Annotated in this window: 17 protein-coding genes; 4 read left to right on the top strand and 13 right to left on the bottom strand. The window is 66.6% G+C overall.

All coding sequences use genetic code 11. From position 1 onward, the window contains the following. Positions 1 to 12 precede the first annotated feature (12 nt). Entirely contained in the window at positions 13 to 1671 is a 1659-nt protein-coding gene (locus tag ACQKLX_RS03800) for an OFA family MFS transporter (protein WP_427359635.1), read from the top strand. A 43-nt stretch (positions 1672 to 1714) separates the two neighbouring features. Here ACQKLX_RS03800 and ACQKLX_RS03795 read toward each other — a convergent pair whose 3' ends face one another. From ACQKLX_RS03795 to ACQKLX_RS03760, 8 genes are all read right to left on the bottom strand, one after another. Further along, entirely contained in the window at positions 1715 to 2482 is a 768-nt protein-coding gene (locus tag ACQKLX_RS03795) for an amino acid ABC transporter ATP-binding protein (RefSeq protein WP_427359633.1), read from the bottom strand. 10 nt (positions 2483 to 2492) lie between these two features. Then, positions 2493 to 3137, bottom strand: a complete 645-nt coding sequence (locus ACQKLX_RS03790; protein ID WP_427359631.1) for an amino acid ABC transporter permease — start codon at positions 3135 to 3137, stop codon at positions 2493 to 2495. A 10-nt stretch (positions 3138 to 3147) separates the two neighbouring features. Next, entirely contained in the window at positions 3148 to 3810 is a 663-nt protein-coding gene (locus tag ACQKLX_RS03785) for an amino acid ABC transporter permease (protein ID WP_427359629.1), read from the bottom strand. Positions 3811 to 3837: 27 nt separating this feature from the next. Beyond that, positions 3838 to 4656, bottom strand: coding sequence for an aldo/keto reductase (locus ACQKLX_RS03780; RefSeq protein WP_427359627.1), 819 nt, complete (start codon positions 4654 to 4656; stop codon positions 3838 to 3840). A gap of 8 nt (positions 4657 to 4664) precedes the next feature. After that, complete coding sequence (gene aroQ, locus ACQKLX_RS03775; RefSeq protein ID WP_427359625.1) at positions 4665 to 5099, bottom strand: type II 3-dehydroquinate dehydratase; 435 nt, start codon at positions 5097 to 5099, stop codon at positions 4665 to 4667. An 89-nt stretch (positions 5100 to 5188) separates the two neighbouring features. Then, positions 5189 to 6019, bottom strand: coding sequence for a transporter substrate-binding domain-containing protein (locus tag ACQKLX_RS03770; RefSeq protein ID WP_427359623.1), 831 nt, complete (start codon positions 6017 to 6019; stop codon positions 5189 to 5191). Between the two features lie 122 nt (positions 6020 to 6141). Beyond that, positions 6142 to 7047: an NAD-dependent epimerase/dehydratase family protein gene (locus tag ACQKLX_RS03765; RefSeq protein ID WP_427359621.1), complete on the bottom strand. Its 906-nt coding sequence runs from the start codon at positions 7045 to 7047 to the stop codon at positions 6142 to 6144. Then, a complete protein-coding gene (locus ACQKLX_RS03760) occupies positions 7044 to 7757 on the bottom strand; it encodes a hypothetical protein (RefSeq protein WP_427359619.1) in 714 nt (237 codons plus the stop codon). Before ACQKLX_RS03760 ends, ACQKLX_RS03765 begins: the two co-directional genes overlap by 4 nt. 154 nt (positions 7758 to 7911) lie before the next feature. On the opposite strand from ACQKLX_RS03760, the gene ACQKLX_RS03755 reads away from it, so the two are divergent. From ACQKLX_RS03755 to ACQKLX_RS03745, 3 genes are all read left to right on the top strand, one after another. Further along, a complete protein-coding gene (locus ACQKLX_RS03755) occupies positions 7912 to 8652 on the top strand; it encodes an SDR family NAD(P)-dependent oxidoreductase (RefSeq protein ID WP_427359617.1) in 741 nt (246 codons plus the stop codon). A gap of 10 nt (positions 8653 to 8662) precedes the next feature. Next, on the top strand, positions 8663 to 9478 hold the full coding sequence (locus ACQKLX_RS03750; protein ID WP_427359615.1) for a sugar phosphate isomerase/epimerase family protein: 816 nt from the start codon (positions 8663 to 8665) through the stop codon (positions 9476 to 9478). A 134-nt stretch (positions 9479 to 9612) separates the two neighbouring features. Further along, positions 9613 to 10302 carry a GntR family transcriptional regulator gene (locus ACQKLX_RS03745; RefSeq protein ID WP_427359613.1) on the top strand — a complete coding sequence of 230 codons (690 nt, stop codon included), beginning with the start codon at positions 9613 to 9615 and terminating at the stop codon, positions 10300 to 10302. Here the strand turns inward: ACQKLX_RS03745 and ACQKLX_RS03740 are convergent. The 5 genes from ACQKLX_RS03740 to ACQKLX_RS03720 form a co-directional block, all read right to left on the bottom strand. Further along, a complete protein-coding gene (locus ACQKLX_RS03740; RefSeq protein ID WP_427359611.1) occupies positions 10291 to 11070 on the bottom strand; it encodes an SDR family NAD(P)-dependent oxidoreductase in 780 nt (259 codons plus the stop codon). The two genes, ACQKLX_RS03745 and ACQKLX_RS03740, sit on opposite strands and share 12 nt — an antisense overlap. Before the next feature lie 13 nt (positions 11071 to 11083). Then, a complete protein-coding gene (locus ACQKLX_RS03735) occupies positions 11084 to 12172 on the bottom strand; it encodes an ABC transporter permease (protein ID WP_427359609.1) in 1089 nt (362 codons plus the stop codon). Further along, positions 12169 to 12975: an ABC transporter ATP-binding protein gene (locus ACQKLX_RS03730; protein WP_427359607.1), complete on the bottom strand. Its 807-nt coding sequence runs from the start codon at positions 12973 to 12975 to the stop codon at positions 12169 to 12171. The genes ACQKLX_RS03735 and ACQKLX_RS03730 overlap by 4 nt, the downstream gene beginning before the upstream one ends. A 34-nt stretch (positions 12976 to 13009) precedes the next feature. Beyond that, positions 13010 to 14062 carry an ABC transporter substrate-binding protein gene (locus tag ACQKLX_RS03725; protein ID WP_427359605.1) on the bottom strand — a complete coding sequence of 351 codons (1053 nt, stop codon included), beginning with the start codon at positions 14060 to 14062 and terminating at the stop codon, positions 13010 to 13012. 115 nt (positions 14063 to 14177) lie between these two features. After that, on the bottom strand, positions 14178 to 15605 hold the full coding sequence (locus tag ACQKLX_RS03720; protein WP_427359603.1) for an FAD-dependent oxidoreductase: 1428 nt from the start codon (positions 15603 to 15605) through the stop codon (positions 14178 to 14180). Positions 15606 to 15649: the final 44 nt, after the last annotated feature.

Raw genomic sequence — 15649 nt, 5'->3', positions numbered from 1 at the left:
AAGGGACGAGGGATGAGCATCGCACAAGGAATCGGCGAGACGGCCCCAGGGATAGGGCTGCTCGACCGCAAAAGGATCATCGCCAAGGCCGGCTTCAACCGCTGGCTCGTGCCGCCGGCGGCGCTGTGCATCCATCTCTGCATCGGCATGGCCTATGGCTTCTCGGTGTTCTGGCTGCCGCTCAGCCAGGCGATCGGCATCGGAAAGCCCGTCGCTTGCGGCGCGGATGTCGGCCTCGTCGCCTCGCTGTTCACCACCTCCTGCGACTGGAAGGTCGCCGATCTCGGCTGGATGTACACGCTGTTCTTCGTGCTGCTCGGCTCCTCTGCGGCGATCTGGGGTGGCTGGCTCGAGCGCGTCGGCCCGCGCAAGGCGGCCTTCGTCTCGACCTTGTGCTGGTGCGGCGGCCTCTTGATCTCAGCCTTCGGCGTCTACACCCACCAGCTCTGGCTGATGTGGCTCGGCTCCGGCGTGATCGGCGGCATCGGCCTCGGCCTCGGCTACATCTCGCCGGTCTCGACCCTGGTGAAATGGTTCCCGGACCGCCGCGGCATGGCGACCGGCATGGCGATCATGGGCTTCGGCGGCGGCGCCATGATCGGCTCGCCCCTCGCCGACATGCTGATGAACTACTTCAAGACCCCGACCTCTGTCGGTGTCTGGGAAACCTTCGTCGTGATGGCGCTGATCTACTTCGTCTTCATGATGGCCGGCACCTTCGGCTACCGCATCCCGCCCTCCGGCTGGCGCCCGGAAGGCTGGACGCCGCCGGCGACGCAGAACGCGATGATCACGTCCGGCCACGTTCACCTCAAGGACGCGCACAAGACCCCGCAGTTCTGGCTGATCTGGGCCGTGCTCACCCTCAACGTCTCGGCCGGCATCGGCGTCATCGGCATGGCGTCGCCGATGCTGCAGGAGATCTTCGCGGGTTCCCTGATCGGTAAGCCCGAGATCGGCTTCGCCGCGCTCGATGCCGAGCAGAAGAAGCAGATCGCCACGATCGCGGCCGCCTTCGTCGGCCTGCTCTCGCTGTTCAACATCATGGGTCGCTTCTTCTGGGCCTCGCTCTCCGACAAGCTCGGCCGCAAGCTGACCTACGCCACCTTCTTCGGGCTCGGCATCCTGATGTACGGGCTCTCGCCCTGGGCGGCGCACGCCGGCTCGCTGGCGCTCTTCGTCGCCTTCTTCTGCATCATCCTGTCGATGTATGGCGGCGGCTTCGCCACCGTGCCGGCTTATCTCGCCGACATGTTCGGCACACAGTTCGTCGGCGCGATACATGGCCGGCTTCTGACCGCCTGGTCGACGGCGGGCATCATCGGCCCGGTCGTGGTCAACTATATCCGCGAGGCGCAGATCAGCGCCGGCGTGCCGCGCGCTCAGGTCTATGACCGCACGATGTACATCCTTGCCGGAATGCTCGTCGTCGGGTTCCTCTGCAATCTGCTCGTCCGCCCCGTCGCGGCCAAGTGGTTCATGAAGGACGCGGAAGTCGCCGCGCTGCAGGCCAGGAGCGCCAGCGCCAATGCCACGGTCCAGTATGGCTCCTATGGCATCGGCAAGGGCGGTTTCGATGGCGCAGCATTGCTCGCCTGGGCCGTGGTCGGCCTGCCGCTCGCCTGGGGCGTCTGGATCACGCTGAGCAAGTCGCTGGCGCTGTTCCGGTAGGAATCACTGTAAGGCCGGACGCGCTTCACGGCGCGTCCGGCAGTCAGTGATGCAGGATCTCGCCCAAAAAGGCGCGGGTGCGGGCATGCGCCGGAGCGCGGAAGAAGCTCACGGGATCGTTCTCCTCGACGATGGCCCCGTCCGCCATGAAGATGACGCGGTCGGCCACCTGCCGGGCGAAGCCCATCTCATGGGTCACGCAGATCATGGTCATGCCGTCGCGGGCGAGCGAGACCATGGTGTCGAGCACTTCCTTGACCATCTCCGGATCGAGCGCCGAGGTCGGCTCGTCGAACAGCATCGCCTTCGGCTCCATGCACAGGGCCCGCGCGATCGCGACGCGCTGCTGCTGCCCGCCGGAGAGTTGCGCCGGATATTTCGCCGCCTGGTCGCCGATCCGGACCCGCTCCAGATATTTGCGGGCCGTCGCCTGCGCCTCGCTGCGCGACAGGCCGCGTACCCGCATCGGTGCCACGATGCAGTTCTCCAGCACGGTCTTATGCGGAAACAGGTTGAACTGCTGGAAGACCATGCCGACCTCGCGGCGCACCGCGTCGACCGCCTTCTGGCTGTCGCTCAGCCGGTGGCCGGCGACGGTGATCTCGCCGCTCTTGATCGATTCAAGATGATTGATGCAGCGGATCAGCGTCGACTTGCCCGAACCCGACGGGCCGCAGAGCACGATCTTCTCGCCTTGGGTCACGTTGAGATTGACGTCCTTCAGGGCATGGAAGGGGCCATAGAACTTCTCGACATGCCGCATCTCGATCATCGGAGCGGCGGCGTTCCCGGCGCTGTTGGGCTCGGTCATGGTCATCCCCTCATTTTGCCGCCGCAGCCGCCATCTTCTGCTCGAGCCGGCGACCCCAGAGCGAGAGCGGCCAGCACAGGGCGAAGTACATCGCACCGACCACGCCGAAGACGAGCAGCGGCTTGTAGATTTGGTTGGACACGATCGTGCCGGCCCGGGTCAGCTCGATGAAGCCGACGATCGCGGCGAGCGAGGTCCCCTTGAGCAATTGCACGAGGAAACCGACGGTCGCCGGCAGCGACAATTTGAAGGCCTGCGGCATGACCACGTCGACCATGCGGCTGCGGGCGGGAAGGCCGAGCGCATCGGCGGCCTCGCTCTGGCCGCGCGGCACCGCCTGGATCGCGCCGCGCCAGATCTCGCCGAGAAAGGCCGAGGCATGCGCCGTCAGCGCTACCGAGACCGCGGCCCAGGCCGGAAAGTCGAAGCCAAGCAGGGGCAGCCCGAAATAGGCGACGAACAACTGCATCAGCAGCGGGGTGCCCTGGAACAGGCCGATCCAGCCGATCGCCGGGATGCGCAGCCAGGGCGATGCCGAGACCCGCATCAGCGCGACGATAACGCCAAAGACGATGCCGCCGACAAAGCCGATCGCGGCAAGCAGCAGGGTCCAGAGCAGGCCCTGCAGGAGATAGGTGAGTTCCTGGACGCCCATCCTATCCTCCTCAGCGCTGCGGATAGTTGAAGGCGCGGCGACCGATCGCCGCGAGCAGCCACATCGTCACCAGCGAGATCACCAGATAGATGCCGGTCAGGGTGAAATAGACCTCGAAGCTGCGGAAGGTTTCCGCCTCGATGCGCTGGCCGACCGAGGTCAGTTCATAGGCCGAGATCGAAGTGCAGATCGCCGTGGTCAGCGTCAGCAGGATGAACTGGCTCGACAGTGACGGGTAGATCGCCCGCAGCGCCGGTTTCAGCACGATCAGCCGGAAGACCTCGTGCTTGTGCAGGCCGAGCGCCAGACCCGCCTCGGTCTGCCCCTTGGGCACGCTCTCGACGCCGCCGCGGATGATCTCGATCGCATAGGCGCCGCCATTGACCCCGAGCGCCAGGATCGCCGTCAACGTCGGGTTGAGGCGGATGCCGGCGAGCGGCAGGGCGAAGAACAGGAAGAAGATCTGCACCAGGAACGGCGTGTTGCGCACGATCTCGATGAAGGCGTTGACCAGCAGCGAGGGCAGCCGAAGTTGCATCCTCAGGATGACCACGCCGAGAACGCCGATGATCATCGCGAGCGCCATGCCTGAGAAGGCCAGGAACAGGGTTCCGACTGTGCCGAGGAGCAGCGACTGCCAGGCGCCGGTCACGACGCTGAAATCGAGTGTCATCGGTCCTCCCCAATCCCCTGTTCTTGCTTAGTCGTCCCAGGCCGGTTCCCAGTCGAAGCGCGAATAGCGCTGGCCACTGGCGAGCCCGTGGATCGCCGCCATGTCGTCCGGCGACAGCTCGAAGTCGAAGATGTCGAGATTGGCGCGCATGTTCTCCGGGCGGGCCGAGCGCGGGATCGCCCCGACCCCGTCCTGCTGGACGAGCCAGCGCAGCGTCACCTGCCCGGCGCTCTTGCCGTATTTGCGGCCGAGCGCCGCGAGCAGGTCGTTGTCGAAGACCTTGCCGCGCGCGATCGGCTGATAGGCGTTGAGCAGCATGCCGGCCCGCCGCATCCTGGCGAGCAGCTTCTGCTGCGACAGGAAGGGGTGATATTCGACCTGGTTGCAGAAGAGATCTGCCTTGTGCACGTCGAGCGCCTCGTCGAGCAGCGCGACCGTGAAATTGCTGACACCGATCAGGCGGGTTCGCCCTCGGCCCTTCTCTTCGGCGAAGGCCGCCAGCGTCTCGCCGAGCGGGATGTCCTTTGCCGGCCAATGGACCAGCAGAAGATCGACCTGATCGAGCCCGAGCCGCTCCAGGCTCTCATCGACGCGCTGGTGGACTGTGTCGGGCTGAAGGTCGTTGAACCAGATCTTGGTGGTGACGAAGAGCTCGGCCCGCGCCACGCCGGAGCTGCGGATCGCCCGCCCGACCTCGACCTCGTTGCCATAGCGGATCGCGGTGTCGATCTGGCGATAGCCGATATCGATCGCGGCGCGGATCGCGTCTTCGCCCGCCGGTCCGGTCAGTTCGAAGGTGCCGAGGCCCAGCACAGGGACGGCTTCGCCCTGGATCGTCTTCGTCATCGGCGAGGTCACCGGGTCATCTCCGCCATGGCGCGCAGAGCGAGCCGGTAGCCATAGGCGCCGAGGCCGGCGATGACGGCGGTCGCCGTCTTCGAAACCAGCGAGTTGTGATAGATCGCCTCGCGCTGGTGGATGTTCGAGATGTGCAGCTCGATCTTCGGGCGATCGAACATTTTGAGCGCGTCGAGGATCGCGATCGAGGTGAAGCTGTAGCCGGCCGGATTGATGATGATCCCGGCCGCATTGCTGCGCGCCGCGTGGATGGCCTCGATGATCTCGCCCTCGAAATTCGACTGGCGGAACGCGACGGTGAGGCCGAGTTCGGCCGCGTCGGCCTCGCACCAGCCGCGGATTTCGTCCAGCGTCGTGTGGCCGTAGATCTCCGGCTCGCGCTGCCCCAGCAGATTGAGGTTCGGTCCGTTCAGGATGAAGATCGTCCGCATTCCCGTCCTCCGCGACAGCGGTGATGCCGGCGCGGCGGCGAGAACCGCCGCGCCCATGCCTGTCCTGGCGTATAGGAGCTGAGCCGCCCTTACTTGGCGACGGTGAAGGGCACGCCCTCGACCGCGGCCGGGAAGGTCGGCAGCGGCTGCGCCAGCCATTTCTGGCTGATCTTCTCGAGCCGGCCGTCGGCCGTGGCCTTGTCGATGAACGCGTTCAGCCAGGCGTTGATCTCGGCATCGCCGAGCTTGGTGGTGACGCCCTGCCACTGTTCGTTGAAGACGAGTTTCTGCTCGAAGTCGTTGCCGGGCGCGGCCTTGTCGAGATTGATCTTGTAGGTGGTGTTGCCGCCGATCGCATCGACCTGGCCCGAGACGAGCGCCTGCATGGTCGAGCTGTCGTCGTCGAAGCGCCGGATGTTCGGGACATCGCCCAGCAACGCCGTGATCGCTTTGTCCTGGGCCGCGCCGCGCGGCACGCCGATGCGCAGGCTGCGGGCGTCCTCGATCTTCTCGATCTTGTTCTTCTTGCTCGACAGAAGGATGATCTTCAGCCCAGCATAGGGCTTGGAGAACTGCACCGCCTTGGCCCGATCGGGATACATCCCCATCACGGCCATCTGCAGGTCGACCTTGTTGGTCAGCAGGTTCGGAATCCGCGCGGCGACCGCGTTCGGCACGAACTCGACCTTGACGCCGAGCTCCTCGCCAATCAGGCGGGCGACGTCGACATCGTAGCCGATATTCTGGCCGCTGGCGTCGATCGAGCCCCAGGGAGCCTGCTCACCCATGACGCCGACGCGGATGACGCCGGCTTTCTTGATCTTCTCCAGCGCCTGCGCATCGGCCTGAGACACGGTGCCGAAGAGAGCGAAACCCGCGACCATCGCGAGTGCCGCACGGCGCGAAAACTTGCTCAACATGATTCCTCCTCCGAGTTATTGTGTCGTCATCAGCTCTTGCTGCCGCGATGGTCTTGTGGTGGCCGCTCCGGGCCCCGTTTTCGCGACGGCAATCTCCTTGATCGGCCTGTGTGCTCCTTTGCTCAGGCGGCCGGCGCAAGCGCCCGATAATGCGCAAGCGTCCGCGCGATGCCCTCGCGCAGCGATGTCCGCGGGATCGTCCCGAGAACCGCTTCGAACGGCGTCGACGCGATCACAGCCGCCATCGGCACCGGCGGCCCGTCGAAGCCGATCCGTGCGCCCGACGCTTCGGCCTCGATCACCGCGATTACGTCGGTGACGTCTGCTGTTCCGCCGGTCAGCGAGAAGGCATGCGCGCCGGTGATCGGCCTCGTCGCCGCCGCCGCGAAGGCAGCCGCAACATCCGCGACGAAGATCAGGTCCTGTGACCCGGAATAGTCGATCGTGTAGGGCTGCCCGGCGGCAGCGGCACGGCAGGCAAGCGTCGGGCCGGCAGTCAGACCGATCTCGCGGCCCGGGCCGTAGACGATGGTCGGGCGCAAGCCGACGCTGGCGATGCCGTCATCATGCCAATAGGCGCGGGCGCAGCCTTCGGTCGCGAGCTTGAAGGCGCCGTAATGGGTGATCGGCTCCGGCCTTGCGCCGTCGTCCGGCCCGAAGACGGCGCCGCTGCTGGCATAGGCGACCTGCGCGATGCCGTTGGCCTTGGCCGCCGCGAAGACGTTGAGCGTCCCGATCAGGTTGACCTGCGCACCGAGGACCGGATCGGCCTTGCAGGCCGGCGTCAGCAGGGCGGCGAGATGGATGATCGAAGAGCAGCCGCGCGCCGCCTGCACCAGGGCCGCAGCATCGGTGATGTCGCCCTGGACCCATTCGGCCTGCTCGGCCAGTTCGCCGGCGATCTCGCGCAGCACGCGCCGGTCGGTCGAGCGATCGAATATCCTGACGGCATGACCGTCCTCGGCCAGGCGCTTCAAGATCCAGCCGCCGAGAAAGCCGCCGCCGCCGGTGACCAGGATGCGCTTCATGCCCGCACCTGCCGGTTCGCTTCCTGCATGTCCTCGCTGGTCAAGCTGAAGGCGGTCTCATAGAGGGCCACCACCGGCGCGGCCAGCGTCCCCGTCGCGATGGCCAGCCGTTCGATCTCCGGCCTGGCCGCTTCGAGACCGGCGCGCTGCGAGCCCTCGACCAGGATCACCGCGTCGAAGCCCTTTTCCGCCATCGCGCTGCGCAACTCGGTCTCGCGGGTGCGTACGCCCGAGACCTCGTTGCGGGCGATGCCGAGATGGACGCAGGATACGCCCGGCAATGTCAGGATCAGGTCGACGAGACTCTGCGCGGCCTGTTTAAGTGCGGCTTCTGCCCCCGGCTGCGCGAAATCGAAGCGGATGGTCGCCATGCAGCCGCCATCGCCGGCACCGGCGCTCGCCACACGCTCGCAGGCGACGCGCAGGAAATTCTGGAAGCTCGGCGCCACCGCCGCCGTCCACGGCGTCGGATTGTTCAGCCGGGCGAGATAGCCGGGCGAGCGGAAGACCTCGAGGTCATCGCCGGCATAGATCGTGCCGAAGACATAGCGGGCCGCCTGCGGCGCATGCAGGCGCTTGCCCGTCCGGAATCCCGGAACCGAGAGGCGCTCGGGCATATGTTCCCGCGTATGCCACTCGATGTATTCGCCATGCTGGCCTTCGGCGATGTCGTGCCAGATCGCCAGGAAGGCCGATCCCTTCAGTCCCATTGCATCCATCTCTCAGGCGCCCCGCTGTCCGCCCGCCTGTTTCCGGCGGCTTGACAAGGGGATCGTTTCCTCTCCATCTAGCCCACTAGAATGTTAGTATGTTGGATGAGTCAAGCGGTTAATCGCTCGGACGATCCGGCAGGGAGGACGGCAGATGCAGGCAGCGGAAACGGCTCGGGTCGCGATCGTGACCGGAGGAGCAGGCGGGTTGGGTTTTCCGATCGCCGAGCGGCTCGCCGCCAAGGGGCACAAGGTCGCGATCTGGGACATCGATGCCGGCCGTGCCGAGCAGGCCGCGGCAAAGCTGCCGAATGCGAGAGGCTACAAGGTCGACGTCACCGATGCTGCCGCGGTCACGGCCGCGACCGCCCAGGTCGTGGGCGAACTGGGTCCGCTCGGAATCCTCGTCACCTGCGCCGGCCATAACGGCCCGCTCGCCCCCTTCGCGGAGTATCCGACCGAGGGCTGGCGCTTCGTCATGTCGCTCAACCTCGACGCCGTCTTCCACTGCTGCCAGGCGGCCGTGCGCGAGATGCTGAAGACCGGCTATGGGCGCATCGTCAATCTCGCCTCGATCGCCGGCAAGGAGGGCAACCCGAACGCGGTCGCCTATTCCGCCTCGAAGGCCGGCGTGATCGGCCTGACTAAATCGATCGGCAAGGAGCTGGCGGCAACACCGATCGTGGTGAACTGCGTGACGCCGGCGGCGATCGAGACCGAGATGCTCAATCAGCTCACGCCGGAGTTCAGGGCCTTCGTCACCTCGAAAATCCCGATGGGCCGCCTTGGCCAGGCGGAGGAGGTCGCGGCGCTGGTCTGCTGGCTCGCGTCGGAGGAGTGCTCGTTCTCGACGGGCGCAGTCTTCGACATTTCCGGCGGTCGCGCGACCTATTGAGGAATTGGCCGTGCACCGGAACTATCCCCTGTCGCTCGCTTATCTGACTGTTTTTGGCTGCCCGCCGATCGAGCATGTACAGGCCGCCGCCGCAGCCGGATACGACGCCGCTGGCCTCAGGCTGATCGCACCGCATGGCCTGGAGCTCGCCCACCCGATCGTCGGCGACAAGGCCCTGATCCGGCAGATCAAGACCGTGGCCGCCGATCTCGGCGTCTCCTTCCTCGACGGCGAGGTCTTCACCTTGCTGCCGCACACAGATGTCGAAGCCTGGTTGCCGGTGATCGAGACCGCTGCCGAGTTCGGCATGCCGATCATGCAGATCGCCTCGGAAGACCCGGAAAACGCGCGCGCGGCCGACAATCTCGGGCGGATCGCCGATGCCGCCGCCCGGCACGGCATCAAGATGGCGATCGAGTTCATGCGCTGGCGCTCCGCAGCGACGATCGAGGGCGCAGCCGAGCTGGCGAGAGCTTCCGGCCGCGGCAATGTCGGCATCCTCTTGGACACGCTGCATCTGTCCCGCTCGGGCGGCAGCCCGGCCAGTGTCGCGACCCTGGCCGACCTCGTCCTCTATCTCCAGCTCTGCGATGCGCCGGCCGTGCAGCCCGCCACCGACGGGGATTGCATCGCCGAGGCGCGCGGAGCCCGACTATTGCCGGGCGAGGGCGATCTCTGGCTGAAGGAGCTGATGGCGGAGCTCCCGCGCGACATCTGGATCAGCGTCGAGACTCCGCATGCGAGCGTCGCGGGATTGAGCTTCCCGGCAAAAGCACAACGCGGAATGGATGCGACACGGCGATTTCTCGACTCGCTGGCGACTTGACAGCAGGGCGGTTGCCGGAAGACCGCTCTTCTGACTGACAATGCATGGTTGCGAATGCTGCTCGTCTCGTTCAATGCGAGCCGCATCCGGTAAGGCGGGAGTCCATCGCAGTGGAGGCAAGGCCACGAGGACTGTTGACGGCGCGCGTCACCGAGCGACTGCGCCGGGCCATTCTCGACGGCGAGGTCGAGCTCGGCGATGCCTTGTCCGAGGACAAGCTCGCCTCCAGGCTCGGGGTCAGCCGCAGCCCGGTCCACGAAGCCCTGACCGCGCTGGAACAGGAAGGCCTGATCGACATCCGGCCGCAGCGCGGCAGTTTCGTCTTCCTGCCGACACGGGAGGACATCGAGAATCTCTGCGAGTTCCGCCGCATGATCGAAGCCGAGGCGCTGAGTCTCGCAATGGCCCGCAAGCGCAGCGAGACGCTCGCCGCCATGACCATCGCCGCTCGCAAGATGCACGAGGCCATTCGGGCCGACGATCATTACGGCAGCGCCAATGCCGACACCGAATTCCACCTCGCGGCGATCGAGAACAGCGCCAACCCCTATCTCATCAACGCCTATCGTCTGATCTCCAGCAAGGTCTCGGCGCTGCGCTCCCACCGGTCGACCGCCTCCGTCCGGAACGAGGCGAGCGCCGAGCATTTCGACATCATCGAGAAGCTCGAGACCAGTGACCTGCCGGGCGCCCAGGCCGCGCTCAACACGCATATCCTGAAGATGGCCAAGCGCTACGACATCGAGCCGATGCCCGGCCGCAGGGCGACGGGACGTGCCACCCGCAGTTCGTCGTTGGAGCAGTTCAGCCCGTTACTGGACTGAACCAGGCTCGCCCTCGACGAAGCCCGGCTGCGGCGCGAGATGGGTGCCGCCGCAGACATGGATGACGTCGCCGGTGATGAAGCTCGCCCGCGGCGAGGCGAGGAAGGCGATCGCGCCGGCAACATCCTCGGGCGTGCCGACCCGACCGAGCGGCGACATCTTGCGGAAGGATGCCGCCAACCCTGAATTCTCCTGCACGATCCTGTCGTTGAACGGCGTGTTGAGAAAGCTCGGCGCGACCGCGTTGACACGAATCCGGTCGAGGCCGAGCTGGACGGCCAGCACGCGCGTCAGCCCGATCAGCCCGGTCTTGCTGGAGGTGTAGGCGACGCCGGTGCCTGACAGGTAAACCCGTGAGGCGACGTTGACGATGCTGCCACCGCCGCTTCGCTTCATCAGGGGCTGTGCCGCCTGGCAGAGCAGCATCGGCACTGTCAGGTTCAGCGCCAGCACGGCGTTCCAGGCCGGGAGATCGACCTCGCCGATCCGTGGCGCACCAGTCATCCCGGCATTGTTGACGAGGCAGTCGAGGCGGCCGAAACGCTCCTCCACCCGCGCAATCAACCGGGACGGCGCGCCTTCTTCCAGCAGGTCGACCGCTTCGACGACTGCCTGCGTCCCGTGCTCGCGCCGGATCTCGGCGCAGATCGCTTCCGTCCGCTCGGCCTCGCGATCGGCCAGCACGACATCGAAGCCGTCGGCCGCCAGCATCTTCGCTGCCGCGGCGCCGACAGCTCCCGCGCCTCCGGTGATCAGGGCGACTTTCATCACGGCCTCCATCTCACCGCTGCCACGGCATCAGCCGACGCTGCAGCCATTGCAGCCCGTAGGTCAGCAACACGCCGAGCGCCATCACCACGACGAGGCCGGCATACATCTTCTCGGGATTCAGCACCTCCCAGTAGTAGAAGGTGATGTAGCCGACGCCCTGCTTGGCCCGCACGAACTCGACCGAGATGATCACGATCATCGCCGTGCCCAGCGCGATGCGCAGGCCGGCGAAGATCACCGGCATGGCGCCGGGCAGGATGACATGGCGCAGCATCGACCAGCCCCTGGCGCCATAGTTGCGCCCAGCCATCAGGTAGACCTTGTCGATGCCCCGGACGCCGGCCATCGTGTTGATCGCCATCAGGATGAAGACGGCGAGCGCGACCACGACGATCTTCGGGGCTTCGCCGAAGGGATCGGCGAACATCAGCATCACGATCGGGAAGATCGCGATCTTCGGCAGGACATAGATCGCCGACAGTGTCGTATCGAGCATCAGCCGCACGGTCTGGTTCATGCCCATGACGACGCCGAGCAGCACACCCGGCACCGCGCCGAGGATGAAACCGCCGAGGACGCGCCCTATCGTCGCGAGAAGATGGCTTTCTGACAGCAGTTTCCAGACGCCGGCCATGCCGTCCACGGCATAGACCTCTGGGATCAGCCAGGGGCGCCCGAGCAGGCTGGTGCCGGAGAAGCGGTCATAGCGCACCGTCAGGTCCCAGAGCCCGGCGGCGATGCGCGAGGGCTGCGGGAACCAGGTGGTGTTGAGCAGGCCGTAATCGCCGGCGAGCTGCCAGGTGAGAAGCACCAGCGCAGGAAAGCCGAAGGCGAGCGTGCGCTCGTAGAGACCCCTGTTTCGCACCGGCACGATGCGGCCGGCGCGCTCGCCAATCAGCACGAGCAGGATGAAGCTGAGGCCGATCGCCGGCCAGGCGACGGCACGCCAGAGGCCGAGCACGGCGAGCAGCGCATGCGCCGCCAGCCCGCCGGCGACGAGCAGGACGAGGGCACGCTTGTCATTGCCCATCACCGAGTTGCGCGGCGCCGACTCGCGGCCCTGCCGATCTGCGATCTCGTTCGCGGAGGTGATCGTCATGGCCGCGCCTCCATCGCCCGCGTCACCTCGGCACTGAGCTGCTCCCAGATCGCAGCGCGATATTCGGCGAAACGGGGCAGGTTCATCGTCGCGATGCTGCGCGGGCGCGGCAGGTCGATATTGAAGGTCGCCAGATGCCGGCCGGGCTGGGCACTCATCAGGATGACGCGGTCGCCGAGCAGCACGGCTTCGTCGAGGCTGTGGGTGATGTAGAGCACGGTCTTGCGCGTCTCCTCCCAGATCCGCAGCAATTCCTCTTGGATAACGACGCGGGTCTGGGCGTCGAGCGCACCGAGCGGCTCGTCCATCAGCAGCACCTCGGGATCGTTGGCGAGCGCCCGGACGATGCTGACGCGCTGCTTCATCCCGCCCGAGATCTGGTGCGGGTAATAGTCGGCGAATTTGGAGAGGCCGACGCGGTCGAGCCAGAAGCGGGCGGTGTCGAGCCGCTCCTTGCGCCCGATGCCGCGCATCTGCAGGCCGAAGGCGACATTGTCGGCGAGCGTCTTCCAGGGAAAGATCGCATATTCTTGGAAGACGACGCTGTTCAGCGGCTTGGCCGCATCAGTGCCGGACCGGATCTGGATCGCGCCCTGCGAGATCGACTCCAGCCCGGCCACCATGCGCAGGAAGGTGGACTTGCCGCAGCCGGACGGGCCGACGATGCAGACGAATTCGCCGTCGCTGACGTCGAGCGAAAAATCCTCCAGCGCGACCATGACACCGTCGGCCGTGGGGTAGTGCTTGCTGACATGGCGCGCGCCGATCTTCGGCGCCGCCACGGCCTGCATGGCGCTCGTCATCGCAGGGTCCTCCGGGCTAGCAGTCGCCAGCTCCTCACTTGGCCGGAGCGGCCTTGCCGAGAGTCTCGATCGCCTTGTTGGCGAAGCGCACGTCGATGGCCTTGGCCATGTCGAGCGGCTTCTCGTATTCGGTCCGGCCGTTCTCGCGGTGGACACGCTCGATATCGGCGAGGCCGGCGGTCGGGATCGCCATGTTGGGGTCGAAGACGATGGCGCCACCACCCTTGATCGCCTCCGGAGTCGAGGCGGTGAATTTGAGATAGGCGTCCATATTGGCCTGCGCGAGATAATCGGCGCCCTGCATCAGCCGCGCCGCCTCGGTCATCGCCAGCACGAAGCGCTCGGCGACCTCCGGGCGCTCCTTGATGAACTTGCCGGAGCCGACGAAGGCGACCGTCATCAGCCCGGGCGTGATGTCCTGCATCAGGAGCTTGCCGGTGCCGGCCTTGAGGATCTGGTCGGAATAGGGCGAGGAGGTCAGCACCGCATCGACCGATTTGCCCTCCATCGCAGCCGGCATGTCGGCATTGCCGACATTGAGCAATTGCGCGTCGCGCAAGGTGAGCTTGGCGCTCTCCAGCGCCTTGCTGACGAAGTATTCGCCGCCGCTGCCGGGCCCCCCGGCCGCGGCGATGCGCTTGCCCTTGAGGTCGGCGACCGTCCTGACCGCGCCGCTGTCGATCAGGTCCTTGCGGACGATCAGCTTGGTCGGCCCGTCCGTCATCGGATCGAGCGCGCCGGGTGCGATCACGCGAATGTCGAGCCCACGATTCCAGGCCGACCAGAGCGAGGCGACGATCGAGATGCCGCCGACATCGACCGAGCCCTTGTCGAGGAAGGCGATCGCCTCGGTACCGGACTTGACGCTGTCGAGCTTGACGTCGAGCCCGTATTTCTTGAAGAGCCCGCGCGACTCCGCGACATAGGCGGTGGCGAATTTCATGATCGGCACATAGGCGACGCGCACTGCTTGCGGCGGATCGAGCGGCTTCAGAGCCGGTGCCTGCGCAAGGGCGGGCCATGCCCCGGCCAGACAGAGAAACACGACGGCACAGGCGCTACGCCAGCGAGCGAATCGAAACAACATCCTCTGGTCCTCCCCTTGGGAGCGGCTTGCCGCCGCTTTCCCTTCAATGTCCGGCAAGCTTCTTCGGCCTGCTCACAAGCTCTCGTCAACCGCATGGCGCGCGGCCGGCGCATGTTCATCCTTCCGCCATCGCGGGAGCCTCGTTGAGATAGGCCCCCTGCAGGAGAAGCGCCGCGCGCAGGTCGGGGATCGGCACCTCGCTCGGCGCCAGCGCCCGGTCAGCGGCGATTGCCGCGGCTATGCCGGCGGCCTGGCCGGTCAGCCAGCATTGCGGGATCTCGCGCATGAAGGAGTGGCTGGTGGCGTCGCAGGAAAGATGGCGGCCGGGCGCCAGCAAACCGTCGACCTCGCGCGGCACGATCGCGCCATAAGGCACCGAAACGTTCCGGAATTTCGGCGCGAGCGAGGGCGAGACGCCGATCTCGTCGGGCGCTACCGCACCGTCCCAGTTCGCGCGTGTCAGCTTGCCGCGCCCGGCAAGGCGCCGGCCGTGCCGGACACCGAGCTGCGAGCCCGACAGCATGATGAAGGCGTCCGAGAACCCTGGCGCATGGGCGCGATAGAAGGAAAGGTGCTCCAGCATCAACTGGTGGCTCCGGATCTCGACCTCCGAGAGATCCTCGACCTTGAGCGCCGAATAGCCGGCGAGCCGCGGCCCCATGAAGACGGCGATGTCGTCGCGCCATGACACCGACGGCTTGTCGAAGAAGCGCAGCGCCTCGCGCCCGCGCGCCATGAACTGCGTGAACTGCTCCGGCGTCTCGGCACGAAAGCGCAGGAACGCCTTCATGTCGACGCCGCCGAACAGCCAGGAGGTGTTCATGCAGCCATGGATGTCGCGGGTGTCGACCTCGGTATCGTAGGCCGAGCCGGCGCCGGCATAGAGATCGCCGTCGCCGGTCGCATCGACCGTCACCCGGGCGAGGATGGCGCGCCGTCCCTCCTTGCTCTCGAAGGCGCAGCCGGCGACGCGTTGCCCCTCCATGATCGGGCTCGCGCCCCAGCCGTGGAAGATCGGATGGACGCCGGCCTCCAGCACCATGGCGAGCGATTCCGCCTTGAGCCATTCCGGGTCGAGCGTCGGCGCATGGGTCACCGTGCCGTTGAAGGCGGCGTTGCGCTGGCCCCAATACGCCACGCGCTGCGGATCATGCGAGCCCCATTCCGCCGGTTCGGGCCCGGCGATCTTGTCGCGGGTCAGGCGCGCCAGCAGTTCCTCGGCGAAGCCGCGGATAACGTGGCGGCCCTGCCAGTCGCTCATCCGGTCGATCCAGATCACGAGCCCGCCGGTCGAGAGCCCGCCGAGATGATTATAGCGCTCGAGCAGCACGACATCGGCCCCGAGCCGGGCTGCCGCGACCGCGGCCGCCGTGCCGGCCGGCCCACCGCCGACGACCAGGACGTCGCATTCGGTGTGGACCGGCAGATTGCGCGCCGGCTCGGCGACCGTCTTGTCGGACGGGCGGCGGCGGTCGAATTTCTGCGTGTCGAAGGTTTCGGAGCGGAAGAACAGCCGTCCTCCCTCGCCTTCCATCGATCCCATGGTCCGTTTCCCCAAGGGGGCCTTGCGTCCGGGCGTCAGCGCGC

Source organism: Allobosea sp. NPDC003192 (assembly GCF_050275675.1).
Taxonomy (GTDB): domain Bacteria; phylum Pseudomonadota; class Alphaproteobacteria; order Rhizobiales; family Beijerinckiaceae; genus Allobosea.
The sequence above is the reverse complement of the archived record's forward strand: the minus strand, read 5'-3'. Positions and strand labels throughout refer to the sequence as shown.

Coding starts and splice junctions, on each gene's coding strand:
- ACQKLX_RS03800 (WP_427359635.1), top strand. CDS start 13: ATGAGCATCGCACAAGGAATCGGCGAGACGGCCCCAGGGATAGGGCTG.
- ACQKLX_RS03795 (WP_427359633.1), bottom strand. CDS start 2,482: ATGACCGAGCCCAACAGCGCCGGGAACGCCGCCGCTCCGATGATCGAG.
- ACQKLX_RS03790 (WP_427359631.1), bottom strand. CDS start 3,137: ATGGGCGTCCAGGAACTCACCTATCTCCTGCAGGGCCTGCTCTGGACC.
- ACQKLX_RS03785 (WP_427359629.1), bottom strand. CDS start 3,810: ATGACACTCGATTTCAGCGTCGTGACCGGCGCCTGGCAGTCGCTGCTC.
- ACQKLX_RS03780 (WP_427359627.1), bottom strand. CDS start 4,656: ATGACGAAGACGATCCAGGGCGAAGCCGTCCCTGTGCTGGGCCTCGGC.
- aroQ (WP_427359625.1), bottom strand. CDS start 5,099: ATGCGGACGATCTTCATCCTGAACGGACCGAACCTCAATCTGCTGGGG.
- ACQKLX_RS03770 (WP_427359623.1), bottom strand. CDS start 6,019: ATGTTGAGCAAGTTTTCGCGCCGTGCGGCACTCGCGATGGTCGCGGGT.
- ACQKLX_RS03765 (WP_427359621.1), bottom strand. CDS start 7,047: ATGAAGCGCATCCTGGTCACCGGCGGCGGCGGCTTTCTCGGCGGCTGG.
- ACQKLX_RS03760 (WP_427359619.1), bottom strand. CDS start 7,757: ATGGGACTGAAGGGATCGGCCTTCCTGGCGATCTGGCACGACATCGCC.
- ACQKLX_RS03755 (WP_427359617.1), top strand. CDS start 7,912: ATGCAGGCAGCGGAAACGGCTCGGGTCGCGATCGTGACCGGAGGAGCA.
- ACQKLX_RS03740 (WP_427359611.1), bottom strand. CDS start 11,070: ATGAAAGTCGCCCTGATCACCGGAGGCGCGGGAGCTGTCGGCGCCGCG.
- ACQKLX_RS03735 (WP_427359609.1), bottom strand. CDS start 12,172: ATGACGATCACCTCCGCGAACGAGATCGCAGATCGGCAGGGCCGCGAG.
- ACQKLX_RS03730 (WP_427359607.1), bottom strand. CDS start 12,975: ATGACGAGCGCCATGCAGGCCGTGGCGGCGCCGAAGATCGGCGCGCGC.
- ACQKLX_RS03725 (WP_427359605.1), bottom strand. CDS start 14,062: ATGTTGTTTCGATTCGCTCGCTGGCGTAGCGCCTGTGCCGTCGTGTTT.
- ACQKLX_RS03720 (WP_427359603.1), bottom strand. CDS start 15,605: ATGGGATCGATGGAAGGCGAGGGAGGACGGCTGTTCTTCCGCTCCGAA.